We start from the raw sequence: 17844 nt of genomic DNA on the forward strand, positions 1-17844 counted from the left end.
CAAAATATAAAAATGTCTGGAGCAAGCGAATTTCAACATGAGAATAATTCTATTATCCAAAATCTAAAATTAAATGGCAAGCCTGTGAATTTAGGTATGGATCAATCTACAATCTAAAATCCAAAATTGTTTGACTATTAACAAAAACCATGCTGCAAGACAAAGAACTAGAAATCCAGATGCAGTTTCTGGAAGAAGCAACTGATTACTTAAATATTCTGGAAGGAGTATTACTGGAAATCGATACTACTAACCGGATCGATTTGGATAAAATCAATGCTGCACTCCGGGCTGCTCATTCTATCAAAGGTGGCGCGGGGATGATGGGATTTAGATCGCTAAGTGATTTATCTCACCGTCTAGAAGATTCTTTTAAAGTTTTAAAAACTAAAAAAAATTCTCTAGAAATTGATACTCAGTTACAAAGTTTATTGCTATCTGGAGTTGACTGGCTGCGTCAGATTGTAGAATTGCTTGCAGAAGGAAATGTTGTCGAAGATCAGTGGTTAGCAACCTTTTGTTACCCAATTTTTGATCAGTTGCACGATCGCTTGGGCGATCCTACCCCTGAGGATGCCTCAACCATGCTATCCCCAGAAGATGGGCAAGACATTATCCCCTTGCTATTTGGCACAGAAGTAGAAGAGTGTTTGCAGCATCTAGAATCTATATTGGCAGATAGTGAACAGCCCGGATTGCATGAAGAAGTTGTGATCATGGCAACTGAATTGGGCGGTTTAGGGGAAATGCTCCAGTTGGCTGCTTTTACCAAGCTTTGTGAGTCAATAACGCAGCAATTAGAAATTGTTAGCAGCTCGCGCATTCCAGAAATTGCCCAGTTAGCATTGCAAGCATGGCGGCGATCGCAAGCTTTGATACTGACAAATCAATTAGAGAACTTACCTACAGAAATTGACTTGAGTAGTTATACTCAACATAAGCCCCTATTACAAGCAGAAATAATACCACAATTTGTTGGTACAGACACAGATATCCTTGATGCAGAAGTAGTGTCAACATCTGTTTGGCAACCAGCAATAACTAAAGATGAAGCGTTGGCGCAGCCCGCCACAGGTATCGCTGCCAATTTTACATTTTTGGATACAGAATTTGCCGATGACGTGAATGCTGTCAATGTCACAGAGCAAAATACAATATTTGTTAGAGAACATAATCCTCCAGATGCCAGATTTGGTGAAGCCAAAGGAGAGTCAAATGGCGTTGGGAAAGAGCGGGATATTCATGAAAATAGCGTCCGAGTTCCCAGCAAACAACTAGAGCAAATTAATGATTTATTTGGTGAACTGATTGTTCAGCGGAATGGGTTAAACTCACAACTAGAAAGATTACGCAAACTCGTTCGTAACCTGAAGCAGCGAGTCCAAGTTCTCGACCAAGAAAACCAGGAGTTACGTACAGCCTACGACAAAATTTCTCCTCAAGCTGCCATGTCTCTTGGGGTGCAACCGCAAGCTGAAAATGGCCACCAAATACAACGCACAGACAGAGAATTTGATCCCTTAGAAATGGATCGCTATAACGATTTCAACCTGCGATCGCAGGAAGTGATGGAAACCATTGTTCAGGTACAGGAAGTCACAACTGATGTGCAACTCAGTGTAGATGATACAGACCAAATTGCTCGGAAACTAAACAAAACATCCAAACAGTTACAAACCAAACTAAATCATATCCGAATGCGGCCGCTGTCCGATTTAATCGAACGTTTTCCCAGAGCCTTGCGCGATTTAAATGTAGAGTATGGGAAAAATGTCCAGTTAAAAATTGAAGGTGGCAATACTTTAATTGAACGCAGCATTTTAGAAGCATTAAATGAACCTTTAATGCATCTGTTAAGGAACGCCTTCGATCATGGTATCGAAGACTCAGCCACCCGCCGCCTTCTGGGTAAACCAGAACAAGGATTGATTGAAATTACAGCTACTCACCGCACTAATCGCACCCTGATTACTATCCGTGATGATGGTTGGGGCATTTCTCTAGAGAAAATTCGCATCCGCGCCCTAGCTATGGGATTGGATGCTTCTCTACTCGCTAGTGCTAGTGATGAAGAACTGTTATCACTAATTTTTGAACCAGGTTTTACCACCTCCGAGCAAGTCACAGCATTATCTGGCCGCGGTGTCGGTATGGATGTAGTTCGCAACAACCTCAAACTAATTCGAGGAGATGTCAAAGTTGATACGGAGCCAGGAGTTGGTACTACCTTCACCCTATCAGTACCATTTACACTTTCTGTGGCGCGAGTTCTGCTGGTAGAAATCAACAAAATGCTATTGGCATTTCCCACAGATGTTATTTCAGAAATATCCTTACTCCAAGACGAGCGAGTTTTTCAAATGGCAGGTAGCGAAGTCCTAAATTGGCAAGGAACCATGCTACCACTGATTCGCTTGACTCCTTATTTAGAGTTTAATTGCCTGCGCTACGATACCTCAGAGTTAGAAACTCCGGCAGCAATTAATGCTAACAGCGTGTTAGTAGTCAAAGGGAATAATCAGCCAGTAGCAATCCAAATAGACCGTTGCTGGGGTGAACAAGAAGTTGCTATTCGCCAAGTCGAGGGAAATATACCTTTACCTGAAGGCTTCAGCAACTGTACGATTCTCGGTGATGGTCGAGTAGTGCCACTAGTTAATGTCAATGAGTTGCTGTATTGGATTGCTACAAATCGGCGGACTCCTAGAGGTACTCAATTACCATCAGCAAGGTTAAAGACACCGTTCCTGATATTTGACGAAGACAAAATATCAGCAGCGTCTATTAAGCAGAAAGGCACAATTTTAATCGTAGATGACTCAATTAATGTTCGCCGCTTTTTAGCCCTGACCCTTGAAAAAGGAGGGTATCAAGTAGAACAAGCTAAAGATGGTCAAGATGCTTTAGATAAACTCCATAGTGGATTGAGAGTTGAGGCAGTAATTTGTGATATTGAAATGCCTCGCCTAGATGGTTATGGCTTTTTAGGTAAGGTAAATTCAGACGTTGATACAAAAAATATTCCAGTTGCGATGCTGACTTCTCGTAGCAGCAATAAACATCGGCAATTAGCTATGCAATTGGGGGCGCGGGCTTACTTTTCTAAACCTTATAACGAGCAAGAATTACTCCAAACGCTGGAGGAAATAATTCGTAATGTTGCAGAAAAGGCAGCTTCTAATTAAAAATTGATAATTCACGCCGTGTGCAACTTATTCTTAGAACCCCGCTTCCAAACCTCTCCCCCACAGGGAGAGAGGCTTTGATTTTTGCTCCCTAACGCAGTAGGTAAGGGGTTGGGGATTAGGTTTGAGAGAAAGTTGCACACGGCGTTAATTCATAATTAGATTTCAGATATTTTCGTAGGGTGTGTTAGTGCCTTGGCGACTAGAAGTTGCGGCTATACGAGACTTTACCCGCCTGCGCGGGTTCAAAAACTAAGTTATATCAGCAATCATTGCCTAGCTTTTGCGTCATACTATTTGTGTGAATTGAAGTAATTTTTACATCTACTCAGTTTGTAGTGAACCTATGGATGTGATACTGATAACGGCTGTTGTGACTGCGATCGCTACTATACTTTCTAAACCACTAGAGAAAATTGGCGAAAATATTGGTGATGGTGTATGGGCAGCAAGAGGCAAGTTAATGGAAAAGCTCCGCCAGAAGAAGAAATCGCCATTAATCACCAGTGCTGTAGAGGGAAATGAAGCGCAGCGATTAGATTATGGTCAAGCAGTGCTGGAACTGACAGCAGCAGCAGCACAAGACCCAGAAATTGCTCAAGCAGTTATGGAAGTGGAAGCAGCAGTCAACAATAACCAGTCTGAGAGTGCTAAGGAAATTAAAAAATTAGCAGATGAAATCAAGTCCCAGCCCTCAGTTGTCAACAAATTTGCGAAGTTAGCAGAGAACCTCACTGTACAGCAAGGTGGAATAGCTGGTCAATCAATCTCTATTGGGACAATTAATAACAACTGACCGAAGTCGTCCCAAGGGGAGGATGGGACAAAGTTAACTCCAGATCGCTGGCGTGAAGTCTGCCGTGAAATACTGGCAGAACGGCAAAAGCTGACTACAAATCCTCTGACATTAACTGAGGGAGTGACCCTGCAAGTTGATGATGTTTACGTGCCACTGGGATTAGTTGAGCGCAAAAAACCATCCAAGCGTCATGATGATATTTCTCCAGAACAGGGTTCAGAACTGTATAAGGAGACAGAAATCACCAAAACGTTTGAGCATGATGTTTTTCTCGAAGAAGTTCTTAAACAGAAGAACACGCCTAAAAGTAAAGGTAAGCGAATTGCGATTATTGGCGAACCAGGAGCAGGAAAGACAACACTTTTACAGCAGATTGCTGATTGGGTATCTCGTGAGATTCACCAGTCCATTGTCATTTGGGTATCTTTAGCAGATTTGCGAGGTGAGGAACTAAAATCTTATCTATTTAAGACTTGGTTGACTCAAGCTGCTGAAAAAACAGGTAAAGCTGAAGCTACTGAGCAACTGAAGAAAGATTTTGTTCTTCAGTTTAATCAAAATAATGTCTGGCTGCTGCTAGATGGGTTAGATGAGATGTCCGCATCTTCAGGTAATCCTCTAACAGAAATTGCACGGCAACTCCGTGAAGGAGGGTCAATTTATAAAGCGCGAATTGTGCTGACCTGTCGGGTTAATCTGTGGGATGGCAGCATTAATGCACTTGATGATTTTGATACCTATCGCAGTTTAGATTTTTCTTATCCAGAACAGGTGGAGAGATTTATTGATAAATGGTTCAATAAAATTGAAATTCCCAAATTTGGGAAGCAGTTATGTAGTAAGTTGAAAGAATCAGGTAAAGAACGGATTCAGGATTTAGTGAAAAATCCTCTGCGGTTGACGCTGTTGTGCTTGAATTGGCAAGCAGGAGATGGCAAATTACCGGATACTCAAGCGGGACTCTATCAGCAATTTGTTGATGACTTCTACAAGTGGAAAAAAGAGGAATTTGCTACAAACTCTTACCAGCGTCAGCAACTCAATGTCAAACTATGGGAATTAGCTAGAGAAGCCATAGATAAAGAAGCAAACCGTTTTCGCTTGCGGCAGGATTTTGTTAGTCAGTTTTTGGGAGATGTTGATGATGAAAATTCACTGCTGAAATTGGCACTAAATCGCGGCTGGCTAAACTGTGTAGGGATAGATAAAAATAGAAAACCTGTTTACGCTTTCTTTCATGCCTCATTTCAAGAGTACTTTGCTGCTAAAGCAATTGATGACTGGCATTTCTTTCTCAACCACAATCCTAAAGATCCCAGTGAAGGAACTTATCGCATTTTTGAACGGCAATGGAAGCAAACAATATTACTTTGGCTAGGGCGAGAAGAAGAAAGTTTAAAAGAGCAAAAGCAACAGTTTATCGATGCTTTAGTTAATTTTAAAGATGGATGTCGAAAAATTTATGAATATCGCGTCTATTTTTTAGTCGCCGCAGGAATTGCAGAGTTTAAAGCTTATTTAAGAGCAGATGAAATAGTAAGAAAAATTGTCATGTTTACACTTGAGAGTGAGTTTGGTAGTAAGAGTTCAATCGAACCGGAACCTGAGTCAGCATTGCAACAAACAGACCGCACAAAAGTGATCGCTGCCTTGGTGCAACTGCTGCAATCAACAACTGTGGATGACTTCAACCGTATAGAGGTAGCATATAAATTAGAGACAATCGACCCTGGCAATAAATTTGCGATCCCTGCCTTGGTGCAACTGCTGCAATCAACTACTGTGGATGACTCCACCCGTTGGCGTGCAGCATATAAATTAGGGGAAATCGGCACAGGCAATGAAATTGCGATCGCTGCCTTGGTGCAACTGCTGCAATCAACTACTGTGGATGACTACAAGCGTATGGTTGCAGCAGGAGGCTTAGGGACAATCGACCCTGGCAATAAAATTGCGATCGCTGCCTTAGTGCAACTGCTGCAATCAACAACTGTGGATGACTCCACCCGTATGCAGGCAGCAGATAGCTTAGGGGAAATCGGCACTGGCAATGAAATTGCGATCGCAGCCTTAGTGCAATTGCTGCAATCAACTACTGTGGATGACTCCACCCGTTGGCGTGCAGCAGATAGCTTAGGGAAAATCGGCACAGGCAATGAATTTGCGATCGCCGCTTTAGTGCAACTGCTGCAATCAACTACTGTGGATGACTCCACCCGTTGGCGTGCAGCAGATAGCTTAGGGAAAATCGGCACAGGCAATGAATTTGCGATCGCCGCTTTAGTGCAACTGCTGCAATCAACTACTGTGGATGACTCCACCCGTTGGCGTGCAGCAGATAGCTTAGGGAAAATCGACCCTGGCAATAAAATTGCGATCGCAGCCTTAGTGCAACTGCTGCAATCAACTACTGTGGATGACTCCACCCGTATGCAGGCAGCAGATAGCTTAGGGGAAATCGGCACTGGCAATGAAATTGCGATCGCAGCCTTAGTGCAATTGCTGCAATCAACTACTGTGGATGACTCCACCCGTTGGCGTGCAGCAGATAGCTTAGGGACAATCGACCCTGGCAATAAAATTGCGATCACCGCCTTGGTGCAACTGCTGCAATCAACTACTGTAAACTACAACACCTGTATAAATGCAGCAGAAAGCTTAGGGAGAATTATACAGAATAATCAGGATCGCTTTGAGGTAGTTAAAGCTTTAAATAGTTATTTGCTATTGGATGATAACTTCTTCTATTTAGCCTGCAATTACGCCGATAATATGCCTTTCCCCGATTTCTATCAAGCTTGGCATCAGCATAATATTGCTACTCGTGTGATGCGAACCTTAAAGAGAATCCTCTTCACAAGAATAATTTAACTACTTTTGCAGCAGCGACGTTAGAAATGAAGTTCCCGTGATAACAATAGCTTGTGCATTCATTACCAAGACAGACGCGGACGTTACGAATGTTTGTCTGTTAGCAACAACAGCTTAAGTCTTAATTATAAATGGATACTCATTTACAGCAATTGTGTACCCGTTTATAACAAATGCTGTCGCATTCATAATAAATACTTAAAACTTAATCAAACAAATTAAGCATTTATTATCAATGGGTACTCACTTGTAGCAATTGCTATCTCATTCATAATAAATAGTTAAAATTTAATCAAACAAATTAAGCATTTATTATAAATGGGTACTCATTTGTAGTAATTGCTGTCTCATTTGCAGCAATTGTTTATGCATTTGTTATAAATGCTTTAACGTTAATCACAATAGCTTGAGTCTTTGTACCTAATGCTTGTGCAATTCTTAGTAACGCTTAAACAAAACATACAAGTCTTATACTATTAACAGCACAACTCAGATTCACGACAATGAAAGCAATTGAAGCCAAGGGAACCGTGAACGAATTGGGTCGAATTTTTTTAGACAAGCCGTTGACTATAGCAAAATACAGCCGCGTCCGAGTCATTATCTTAATCACGGAAGAGAATGAAGAGGATAATGAACTTGTCGAGTCTGCGAGTGAAAGTTTTCGTCAAGGTTGGTAAGATGCGATGACCGGAAATACTGTACCTATCTCTCAACTGTGGGAAGGTATTGATGTAGAGTGAACCACCTTTGATTCAAATCGAAGCCACTGCTAAATTTAAACGTTCTAGATTCATGTTTTTACCTCAAAAAATGGATTGACAATCTGTAAGGCATTTTCAATAATTAAGCCATTTTGCATATCTTCTCAGTACAAAATACTTGCTTGCCCTAAACACGGCACTGGCAACAATGAGACTATCCCAAAACGATAGCAAATAGCGATGTTTACGACGGGCATTAGTGTCAACTTAAGTTTAAATGCATGATGCACAGGCGTTTTACCCCCCTTTATAAGGGGGGACTAAGGGGGGTAATAATTCGATAAAAATTACAATATACCACTTTTCAAACAACCTCTAAGTACAAAAACGCACTGGCTCCCCTACGGATATTTCAAAAATCAAATATGAGTCTTATATTATAATGATGTATTTATCAACTTTAGAAGTGAGTTTTTTTATTTTTTGACAAATTAATCAGAGGAGTTTTAAGTGACAAAAAACAATAGAAAAAAGGCTGTCGCTCAAGCTATTTCCACAGCCGTTGCTCTGTGTTGGGCAATAATGCAAGTAGAATCAGCACAAGCTGCTACCTTGACGGTTAACAATCTCAATGACAGTGGTGTTGGCTCGTTGCGAGACACTATCAACATGGCAACTAGCAATGATGTGGTAGAGTTCTTATTGGGAAATCACCCTAGTACAATTGCCCTGACGAGTGGGGCAATTGCGATCGCAAAAAATCTTACTATTAATGGGCCAGGTGCTAATTTACTTACCATCAGTGGCAACAATCAATTCCCCGTGTTTGACATTAGTGCCGATCTCTACTAAAAACCTAAACATTGCCCTCAGCAACGTCAACGGCAGCAATCTTGACCAAATCAGCCCTGGTCTAGCAAGAGAGCTAGCTCTACTAACAATCGGCATAATTCTTCCACCCAATGCTATTATATCAAAAGCAGTACCCGAACCTAGTGCGATCGCTGGTATTATACTTGCGGGTAGTCTGGCTTGGCTGGCGAAGAAAAAGCAAGTAGCATTTCCCAAGGCAAAGGTATAATTACGTCTCAAAATAAAGTTTTACTTAAACTGCATTGATTGAAATGGTGTAGCCAAATCATCCCTTGTGTGCTTTTCGGATTAGAGTTGATGATGGGAGTTGATGATGGCGATCGCTTCAGTAGATTACACTCCAAAATTCTTCTCTATAGTCGTCAAACGAGTGATGACAAGAACAGTTAAAATAAATTCGCAAATAGTTTAAATACGAAGCCCGCGCAGGCGGGCTTCGTATTTAATAGGCAATTAGCCGGACATAATATTAATGTCCCTGAAAATAAAATACTTCCAGGAACTTTTATTAAGCCTCAACTTTTACACCCTTCCAGAAGGCTACATAACCCTCGATATTCTTAGCCTTCTCTTTGGTGCTGGGATAGTACCATGCGGCATCTTTGTTGACTTGCCCATCAACGTCGATACTGTAGTAGTTGGCGACACCTTTCCAAGGACAAGTAGTGTGGGTATTACTGTCTGTGAAGTACTGCTTGTTAATGGTGTCAGCAGGGAAATAATGGTTGTTTTCCACAACTACGGTATTATCGCTCTCAGCTAAAACTGTTCCATTCCAAATTGCTTTTGGCATAAGTGAGTTTGCAAATAAAGTATACATTTAACATTTTGACACGATCAGCTTATTTTATCCTCCTGAACGGCTACCTTACACGAGAGTCCGTCCAAACTCAAATGAATGGTCAGTAAGGTTTATAGAAAACTTTGTAATGCCAATATTATTTTACATAACTTTTATTTATCAAGTTAAGAACTAAAAGTATTTGTTTTTATCATAAATATTTTCTAGCATATTGGTATGCAAACTTTATTAGCTAAAACATAGTTGGATTTCAGTTTCTAGCCGAAAGCAAAAAATATCTAGAAGAGAAGATCATAATTACATATATGTGAGCGTTCGCACCTTCTATAAATGCTTGCGAATAAAAGATTTTATATAGCGCACCTTTGCCTTTTCTGAGTTATTACTTACTAAATCTTATACGAATTCCCAATTTCTGATATTTGGGTCAATTTGACTCAGCCGTTTGGATAATTAACAAATCAAGCTATCAAATGAACTGAGTGTAGGAGGTTGAGATTTATAAAATAGTGGACTCTATTACTAGATATCACAGACTGATTGTACTTTGTTCTACTTGAGGATAACTCTATGAAACTTACAAACTTGATAAATTCTGCACGTATTGTTGCTTGGATTAATTCTATGCCTAAAATTACTAGTCTTCATACAGCCAATGATAACAACAGTGGCGCATCAATAAATACAGTAGTTAACTCTGACACTTTATCTAGCTATTCCACGAATGTAAATTACCTCAAACCCTTTGATACTAGCTTTATTGCGTATCACATGATGGGTCTTAGTAATTTTGAATGATCTAATTTAACTTTGTTCTTTTGAGTTGTAAATTACATCATTTTAGCAATTATAGTTTTATATAATTTCATCAAATATTTCTGAATTGCTGCATTGTAATCTTATAGTTAATTTAGAAAATTTAAGATTATTCTAGCTTTTTTTAAATCCTCTTGCCAAAATCAATGAATAATAGATAAACCGATATAATGACTTAAAAGCAATAGTTTTAGATTGCTAAATGATAGATTTTTATTAATAGCCAATATTAATTAAGTTAGTTAAATAGAGAAGAATATTATGAGAGTTACAAACTTGCTCAATTCTGCATTTGTCGTTGCTTGTATCGCTTTTATACCTGGAATTGTTGGCGCTCAAACAGCTAATAATAACAATAGTGCCGGACAAATAAACACAGATATCAACTCTAATGCTTTACGTACTAATTCCCAAAATGCCAGCTATCTCCAACCTTTCAATACTACCTTTCTAGCTTATCAAGGTTATTTCAAAGAGCAGGGTATTCCTAGTGGGGGCGCTTTGGTATCTGAATTCCAAATAGGAAAAGTGACTGCAAAAGATGTGGTTCAGGCTGCTGTCAAAGCTAACAAATTACCAGCACAAATTTTGAATGATCAAAGTTATCTCAATGCGGTCGAGTCGCAGTTGACATCATTGAGTAATATTAATGATTTAGATAACTAAGGAACGTGGATTAAATAAAATGCAAAACTTCATCCTCTATCTTGCTTCCCTCTCTTTTATAAGGAGAGGGAATGAGGGTGAGGTAAGTTAGGGATATAAATTGTATGTTATTTAATTCTTATTCCTAACTACAGATGGGTCAAAGTTTGTAGATACGTTATAAAAAGCGATGTCTACGGTGGTCACTAAGCGGCTGGTGAGCATCTCGGCTTCTCTACGAGACGCTACGCGAACGCTCGATGGAGCCGCAGTCGAACCATGTCGTACCCCTACTCTTAAGCAAGCATAGCAAGAGCGTCTCGTAGAGAAGTGCGGGCTGCGCCTACGCTCCTGCTTATTCATAGCAAAACAAGCGATCGCTGTACTAAAATTAAGACTTACGCATCATACATATGTACTATAGAAAATTTGGGCTTTTCAGCCATATCTAACATCTAACATAGTAAATATGCGACCAAATTAACCTTGTGAGCAGCGCCTGAAACGGTTATTTTGCGTAATACACATTAGGGTTAGTTTGTACAGTGCGTAAGTTCTAATTTCTATGCTACAACGGTAATCGCCTGTTTTAAGAAGAGTTGGGATCACAACTGGTGACAGTTGTCAATACTTTTCTCCTTTACCTAGATTCGTAGGTAAACAAACCAGGCTGTGATTAGTTTATTATTCTCAGCTTGATTTAGTTCTAAGTCATGATCAAAAACACTATTCTAGAGCCTCTAGTTACGGATGTTCGGTGTGAAGAAATTTGTGGGATTTTGGGAGAAACTTACAACCAGGAACGCTGGAACGATTGGCGCTGGCAAATGCGGCATCGGTTGACTAAACTGGAACACTTTCAGAGGTTATTAAGGCTTAGTGCTGCCGAAGAACAGGGACTTTTAATCGCACCAGAGAAGTTTGCTGTAGCCGTCACACCATACTTTGCATCACTCCTTGATCCAGAAGATCCGCTTTGCCCATTACGGTTACAAGTCATCCCACGGGAAGAAGAACTAGTAGTCAGTGCCGCAGACATGGTAGATCCATGTGGTGAAGATAACGACACTCCCGTGCCAGGACTCGTACACCGCTACCCTGATCGGGTGTTGCTGCTTGCCCTAGACACTTGCGCTGCTTATTGCCGTTATTGCACTCGCTCTCGTTTGGTGAGCCAAGGTGAGATGTACCCAGTAACGCGGCGGTTGGATGCGATCGTTGCTTACCTGGAGCAACACACTGAGATCCGTGATGTGCTAATTTCCGGTGGTGATCCTCTGTTGATGTCTGATGAACCTTTAAACAATTTGCTTGGGCGGCTGCGTGCCATTAGGCATATTGAATTTATCCGAATTGGTTCCCGCGTGCCGAGTTTCTTACCGCAGCGAATTACACCGGAATTGGTTGCCTTGCTTCGTAAACATCGTGTGTGGCTGTCTTTGCACTTTTGTCATGTGCAGGAACTTACCCCGGAAGTGGCACAAGCTTGCGATCGCCTAGCTGATGGTGGCATTCCTCTAGGTAGTCAAACTGTGCTGTTAAAAGGTGTGAATGACTCTGAAAAAGCCCTCAAAAATCTGTTTCACGGTCTTCTGAAGTTGCGTGTGCGACCCTATTACCTTTACCAATGCGATCCAGTTGTTGGCACTGCACATCTGCGAACGAGTGTTCAAACTGGGATTGATCTAATTTCTAAATTGCGTGGTCATACTACTGGCTATGCTGTACCAACCTATGTAATTGATGCCCCTGGCGGTGGTGGCAAAGTCCCAATTCAAGCCGAGACGCTACTTGCCTATGAGAAGGGCACAGCTACAGTGCAAAATTGGGCAGGGAAGACATACACCTATGTAGATCCGTGGAGCAGGACTGACACTATTATGTGAGTTTGACCGCCATCATCTAAAAGAGCCAATTGGGATGGTTCTTTTAGCTTCTACCAAAAAACTGAGTAATCGCAGGAGAGTAGTTGGAATGTTGATTGTGGGCAATACAAACTTAAAAGGTCGAGGTGTCTTCGCACAGAAGGGCTTTTTGAAAGGAGAGATGATTGAGAGATCGCCAGTTGTGGTTATACCCGCAGAACAGGTTGAATTCCTAGATAAAACAGTTTTGAGTAACTACTACTACGATTGGGAAGATAAAAGTGCGGCGATCGCACTTGGTTTAATGTCCCTGTTCAACCATTCTTACGATCCGAATACTTACTATGTGAAAAAATTCGCCAAAGGGGAGGTGGAATTGATTGCCTACCGAGATATAAAAGTAGGAGAAGAAATTACTGCCAACTATAACGGTTCTCCTAACGATCAATCTGTTATTTGGTTCGATGTTGTTGATGAGATATTTTCGACTCCATTGAAGACTTAGTAATCAAAATTTCTGCAATTAACCTGAGTTGCATATTACAGCTAACAGCGAAAGCTTTCTTACCAGGAATTATCTATGGGGTTATTAATTGGTCTATGTTATGACCTGAAGGCAGACTACCTTAAGGCTGGTTTCAGTGCTTCTGAAGTAATGGAGTTCGACGATGAAGAAACTATCATCGGGCTGGAAAATGCACTATTTCAGTTAGGTCATCAGGTTGAACGTGTCGGCAATGGTAGAGAACTTGCTCTGCGCTTGGCCAAGGGCGATCGCTGGGATCTAGTTTTCAATATTGCTGAGGGTTTGAAGGGTCGCTCTCGTGAAGCCCAAGTCCCCGCAGTCTGTGAATTATTCGCTCAACCCTATACCTTTTCCGATCCGCTTACCTGTGCCTTAACGTTAGACAAGGCGCTTGCTAAGAGGCTGGTGCGCGATCGCGGTTTGCCGACAGCCCCTTTTGAAGTGGTGAATACTACCGCAGAAGCAACAGCCGTATCGCTGCCAATGCCAGTTTTCCTCAAGCCTGTAGCAGAGGGCAGTTCTAAAGGGGTAACCGGGCGTTCTCTTGTCAAAGAACGTCAAAAGCTAGTAAATACTTATCAATTGTTACGCGAACTATTTCAGCAGTCCGTACTCGTAGAAACCTTTCTTCCCGGTCGAGAAGTAACGGTGGGCATTATTGGCAACGGCAGCAACTCACGGGTAGTAGGTGTGATGGAAGTAATTTTTACAGGAGAAGCGGAAGCTTTCGCCTATACCACCCTCAACAAGGATGAGTATCTGGAACGGGTATCTTATGGTTTGCTCATAGATCCTGAGCCACTGGCAGCACAGGCAAGGCAGCTGGCCCTGGATGTTTACCATACTCTTGGTTGCCGTGACGCTGCCCGCGTGGATCTGCGTTGCGATGCTAGCGGTGGGTTGCAGTTTATGGAGGTTAACCCACTGCCAGGGCTACATTATATCCGCTCAGACCTGGTAATTATGGGACGTTTGGGTGATGTGACATACACAGAAATCATTGCTGAAATAGTTGAGTCTGCATGGCAAAGGTACAAATGTTGATTTAGTCATGAGTGGCGATCGCTCACTATGGGGTCTTGTTTTTTGGCGTTGCTGATTGCAGAATGATACTGATTGTGCATGGCGATAAAAACCCCTGTAGAGACGTAAAATTTTACATCTCTACATTCAAATTCCTCCGAACAGCAGTATATAGCTCAAAGCCACGGCGAGAATTGCTTTGCTCGCTCGGACATTGGCTCCAAACGCACGTCTATCGTTATTTCCTCATTGGGGTGAATATCTATCAAAGCAAATACTTTGCGTTTTTCAAGGTCAACCACGGCATTGGGATTTTGAGAATGATTGACTGCGGCGAACTTAGTTGAACCCTCAGCCGTTAAACAAATTTCCTCACTAATTCCAATGAATTTACCCTCCCTCAGAAATTCATCCGTTTGATCGGCATATCTAACCTCTTGGTAAAAATTGGAAAAGCTAAAGTCTATTATTTGCTCTCCTTCTAATATCAACTCCTTAGCAAAAAGCCCGTAACCGTCAATTCTACTCTTACAAACTTCACATTTAGGTGCATTGTTAATCAACTTTTCTATCTCTTCGGGAGTCAGCATAATTAAAAGTCTCTATGTCTTCATACTAATTCTCTATGAAGGTGTGCCTTATTAGACCCACCTGTAGTCCCCTCAAGGCATCGGGGAGACCCGCATTATGGCAACTAGCGTGGTACGGCGCTAGCCGATGGGTAAAATATATTGCAACTTTACGAATAAACGTTATAACAAAAGCATTATCCTCATCTCCCTCATCCCTAAATTGTTCACAACTCTGTATAAGTCCAATATTTTAAAGAATGCGGAATCTATCATTTTCCCTTTGTAGTTTTTGGTAGATTCAACTGTAACAAGTTGTAAATATGAAAACTCGGAGTGGACAAATGGCAGGTCAAAGCCTCAATGACTTTCCCAAACAAATCCTTCAAGAACGCTACGAAATTCAACAAGAGTTAGGCAAGAAAGCAGGAAGACGTACTCTCTTAGCCCGTGACATTCAAACTGAGCAATTAGTTATTATCAAGCTGCTAACCTTTAGTAATGATTTTGCTTGGGAAGATTTAAAGCTATTTGAACGAGAAGCCGAAACCCTCAAAGCAGTTGAGCATCCTGCCATTCCTCGTTATATCGACTACTTTGAATTAGATCCCTCTAACAGTAAAGGTTATGCTCTTGTCCAGAGCTTTGTAGAAGGTCAATCTCTGGAAAAATATATGAAAACTGGGCGGATTTTTACAGAAACTGAAGTTAAAGAAATTGCTACAGCACTGTTAAATATCCTGATTTATCTACACGGGCGACAGCCTCCAGTTATTCACCGCGACATCAAGCCCAGCAATATCATTTTGGCAGAGCGTAGCAATAGTGTTAAACAGATTTACTTGGTAGATTTTGGTTCTGTGCAAACCTTAGCAACCAAAGCAGGTAAGACAGTAACGATTGTCGGGACTTACGGCTATATGCCCCCAGAACAATTTGGTGGCTATGTAAACGCCTGCTTCTGACCTTTACAGTCTTGGTGCTACTCTTATTGCTTTAGCGACAGGTATTCATCCCGCCGATTTGCCTCAGAAAGATTTGCGAATTGCATTTCAAGACTTAGTTAAACTTAGTCCTGCATTGGTAGGTTGGTTGCAATGGCTAACAGAACCCAGTCTAGAGCAACGTTTAATGTCTGCCTCAATTGCCTTAAAAGCCTTGGAAACAGGTCGGTTGCCAGTCAATGACCTAGCTGCGGTGAATCCTCCCAAACCAGTGAACATCTGGGATTTATTGTGGAATGCCATCTGGCGTAGCACCTTTACTGGAGGCTTAGTTGTAGCAGGTTGTGCTGCTATTTATAGCACAGTTGTGTTTCCAGGATTCGGCAGCATTGCAGGACTACAATTTGGTGCATTAATTGGTTTTTCCATTGCGTTTGTTAATGGATTTTTAGTCAGCATTATTACGCGGTTATTCTTCTTCCCGCTAAAAAATGCCCACTTGCATCGACGCATAATCGGCATTATCAGCACTACATTTGGGATGGCTGCTGCTTTATTTGGATTCATGCTGCTGTTTCATGGTTCTTTTTCTGATGGGTCAATTATCACTAGTACAGCACGGCGTAAATAAGCAGACCATTGAAAAGCCCTAAAGAGCTTATTCCATAATACTTTTGACTTTTGACTTTTGACTTTTGACTTCCGCCTTGCGGTACTAGCCTATTTTTGGTGATTGCACCTTCTGTTATCACTGGGCTAAGTATGGGAGCAGCTAGCAAATTTATTGCCCAGTGGTATGAAAAGCAATATAGGTTATTAAATAAATGAACAGTGAAATATTTAATCAGCGTTATCAAGTCCAAAGAGAATTAGGAAGACAAACCGGAAGACGAACTTTTCTAGCCTTGGATTTGCATTCTTCACAACAGGTAGTGGTAAAAATCTTGTGCTTGGGGCAAGATTTCAATTGGCAAGACTTAAAGTTATTTCAACGGGAAGCGGAAACTTTAAAAGCGCTTGATTATCCTGCTATCCCGCGCTATATAGATTACTTTGAGCTAGATACGCCCGATGATAAAGGCTTTGGGTTAGTACAAACTTATGTAGGGGCGAAATCTTTAGAGGAACATTTACAAGCAGGACGAACATTTAGTGAAGCAGAGGTAAAAGAATTAACGCGATCGCTCCTGACAATTCTCTCCTATTTACACCACCAGCAACCGTCTGTAATTCATCGAGATATTAAACCCAGCAATATTCTACTTACAAATCGTTCTGGTAATAGTGTTGGTCAGATTTACCTTGTAGATTTTGGCTCTGTACAGACTCTAGCTGCTCAAGAAGGCGGCACAATTACTGTAGTCGGTACTTATGGCTATATGCCTCCAGAGCAATTTGGTGGTAGGGTAACTCCCGCCTCCGATCTCTATAGCTTGGGTGCAACTTTAATTTATCTCGTCACAGGATTGCATCCTACAGAATTACCACAGCAGGAGTTACGTATTCAATTCCGACAATCTTGCAATCTCAGTCTAGAATTTGCTGATTGGTTGGAATGGATAACTGAGCCAAGTTTAGACCAGAGATTTTCTACAACAGAAGTAGCAATGCAAGCATTAGAAAAACCCCCTTCTAGAAAGCAGACAACGCTTGCATTAAAAAAACCGTTTGCGAGTAAAATTCACTTAATCAAAACCTCTAAAAGTCTAGAAATTCTCTTGCCATCCAAAGGATTTAGCATTGGCTTAATTATGCTTATCTCCTTGGTCACACCTTTGGCATTGGGTTTTAATTTTTTGACGATTGGGGTGGTAGGAAGTTCTCCACCAATAAAGATAATTGGCTTTTGCATCCAAGGGAGTGCGATCGCTTTACTTTTATTTGCCTTTATTTGGGGACTATGCAAACGCACTCGTGTGATAATTGACTCTCATCAGTTAGTAGTGATGCATAATTTTATCGGAATCAAATGGCTTGTTGCTCCCCCAGCATTACGGAAAAATATATCTGTATCGAAACTCATCAAATCAAATTCTAATCTTTTAAATAATCAGCCTTTATTGCGGATTTCTGCTGGCTCTACTATTTATTATCTTAATAGATATACTCATTTCACTGAGGCAGAACTGGAGTGGTTAATACAGGAACTAAATGAATGGTTAAATTTGTTAATTATCAATAATTCATGAACTAATGGCACCCATCTATTGCAATTCTATGTC

The 17844-nt window shown here is 41.1% G+C and carries 14 protein-coding genes and 1 pseudogene; 13 read left to right on the forward strand and 2 right to left on the reverse strand.

Going from position 1 to position 17844, the window contains the following annotated elements; translation table 11 throughout:
* Positions 1-149: 149 nt before the first annotated feature.
* The 6 genes from V7K49_RS13655 to V7K49_RS13680 all read left to right on the forward strand — a co-directional run bounded on the left by V7K49_RS13655 (position 150) and on the right by V7K49_RS13680 (position 8640).
* Positions 150-3185, forward strand: a complete 3036-nt coding sequence (locus V7K49_RS13655) for a hybrid sensor histidine kinase/response regulator (protein WP_335205985.1) — start codon at positions 150-152, stop codon at positions 3183-3185.
* A gap of 346 nt (positions 3186-3531) precedes the next feature.
* Positions 3532-3981, forward strand: a complete 450-nt coding sequence (locus V7K49_RS13660) for a hypothetical protein (protein ID WP_335205987.1) — start codon at positions 3532-3534, stop codon at positions 3979-3981.
* Positions 3982-4104: 123 nt separating this feature from the next.
* Positions 4105-6855, forward strand: coding sequence for a HEAT repeat domain-containing protein (locus V7K49_RS13665; RefSeq protein ID WP_335205988.1), 2751 nt, complete (start codon positions 4105-4107; stop codon positions 6853-6855).
* Positions 6856-7358: 503 nt separating this feature from the next.
* Positions 7359-7535, forward strand: coding sequence for a hypothetical protein (locus V7K49_RS13670; protein ID WP_335205990.1), 177 nt, complete (start codon positions 7359-7361; stop codon positions 7533-7535).
* Positions 7536-8069: 534 nt separating this feature from the next.
* Positions 8070-8411, forward strand: a complete 342-nt coding sequence (locus V7K49_RS13675; RefSeq protein WP_335205992.1) for a hypothetical protein — start codon at positions 8070-8072, stop codon at positions 8409-8411.
* Complete coding sequence (locus V7K49_RS13680; protein ID WP_335205993.1) at positions 8395-8640, forward strand: PEP-CTERM sorting domain-containing protein; 246 nt, start codon at positions 8395-8397, stop codon at positions 8638-8640. The genes V7K49_RS13675 and V7K49_RS13680 overlap by 17 nt, the downstream gene beginning before the upstream one ends.
* A gap of 300 nt (positions 8641-8940) precedes the next feature.
* Here the strand turns inward: V7K49_RS13680 and V7K49_RS13685 are convergent, their stop codons facing one another.
* Positions 8941-9225: a DUF427 domain-containing protein gene (locus V7K49_RS13685; protein ID WP_334874331.1), complete on the reverse strand. Its 285-nt coding sequence runs from the start codon at positions 9223-9225 to the stop codon at positions 8941-8943.
* A gap of 579 nt (positions 9226-9804) precedes the next feature.
* Here V7K49_RS13685 and V7K49_RS13690 point away from each other — a divergent pair.
* The 5 genes from V7K49_RS13690 to V7K49_RS13710 all read left to right on the forward strand — a co-directional run bounded on the left by V7K49_RS13690 (position 9805) and on the right by V7K49_RS13710 (position 14130).
* Positions 9805-10032 carry a hypothetical protein gene (locus V7K49_RS13690; protein WP_335205994.1) on the forward strand — a complete coding sequence of 76 codons (228 nt, stop codon included), beginning with the start codon at positions 9805-9807 and terminating at the stop codon, positions 10030-10032.
* 279 nt (positions 10033-10311) lie between these two features.
* Positions 10312-10716 carry a hypothetical protein gene (locus V7K49_RS13695; protein WP_335205996.1) on the forward strand — a complete coding sequence of 135 codons (405 nt, stop codon included), beginning with the start codon at positions 10312-10314 and terminating at the stop codon, positions 10714-10716.
* A gap of 692 nt (positions 10717-11408) precedes the next feature.
* The gene (locus V7K49_RS13700; protein ID WP_334874337.1) at positions 11409-12581 is read left to right on the forward strand and encodes a KamA family radical SAM protein; all 1173 of its coding nucleotides are present in this window, start codon (positions 11409-11411) and stop codon (positions 12579-12581) included.
* A gap of 34 nt (positions 12582-12615) precedes the next feature.
* Positions 12616-13065, forward strand: coding sequence for an SET domain-containing protein (locus V7K49_RS13705; RefSeq protein WP_335205998.1), 450 nt, complete (start codon positions 12616-12618; stop codon positions 13063-13065).
* 75 nt (positions 13066-13140) lie between these two features.
* A complete protein-coding gene (locus tag V7K49_RS13710) occupies positions 13141-14130 on the forward strand; it encodes a D-alanine--D-alanine ligase family protein (protein ID WP_334874341.1) in 990 nt (329 codons plus the stop codon).
* 155 nt (positions 14131-14285) lie between these two features.
* Here the strand turns inward: V7K49_RS13710 and V7K49_RS13715 are convergent, their stop codons facing one another.
* A complete protein-coding gene (locus V7K49_RS13715; protein ID WP_335205999.1) occupies positions 14286-14699 on the reverse strand; it encodes an SET domain-containing protein-lysine N-methyltransferase in 414 nt (137 codons plus the stop codon).
* A 323-nt stretch (positions 14700-15022) separates the two neighbouring features.
* On the opposite strand from V7K49_RS13715, the pseudogene V7K49_RS13720 reads away from it, so the two are divergent.
* Together V7K49_RS13720 and V7K49_RS13725 are read left to right on the forward strand one after the other, a co-directional pair.
* Positions 15023-15887: pseudogene (locus tag V7K49_RS13720) on the forward strand (serine/threonine protein kinase); the annotation flags it as partial.
* 559 nt (positions 15888-16446) lie between these two features.
* Positions 16447-17811 (forward strand): serine/threonine protein kinase, encoded by a 1365-nt coding sequence (locus tag V7K49_RS13725; RefSeq protein ID WP_335206000.1) that lies wholly within the window; start codon positions 16447-16449, stop codon positions 17809-17811.
* Positions 17812-17844 lie beyond the last annotated feature (33 nt).

Origin of the sequence: Nostoc sp. (assembly GCF_036919675.1) — a bacterium.
Lineage (GTDB): Bacteria > Cyanobacteriota > Cyanobacteriia > Cyanobacteriales > Nostocaceae > Nostoc.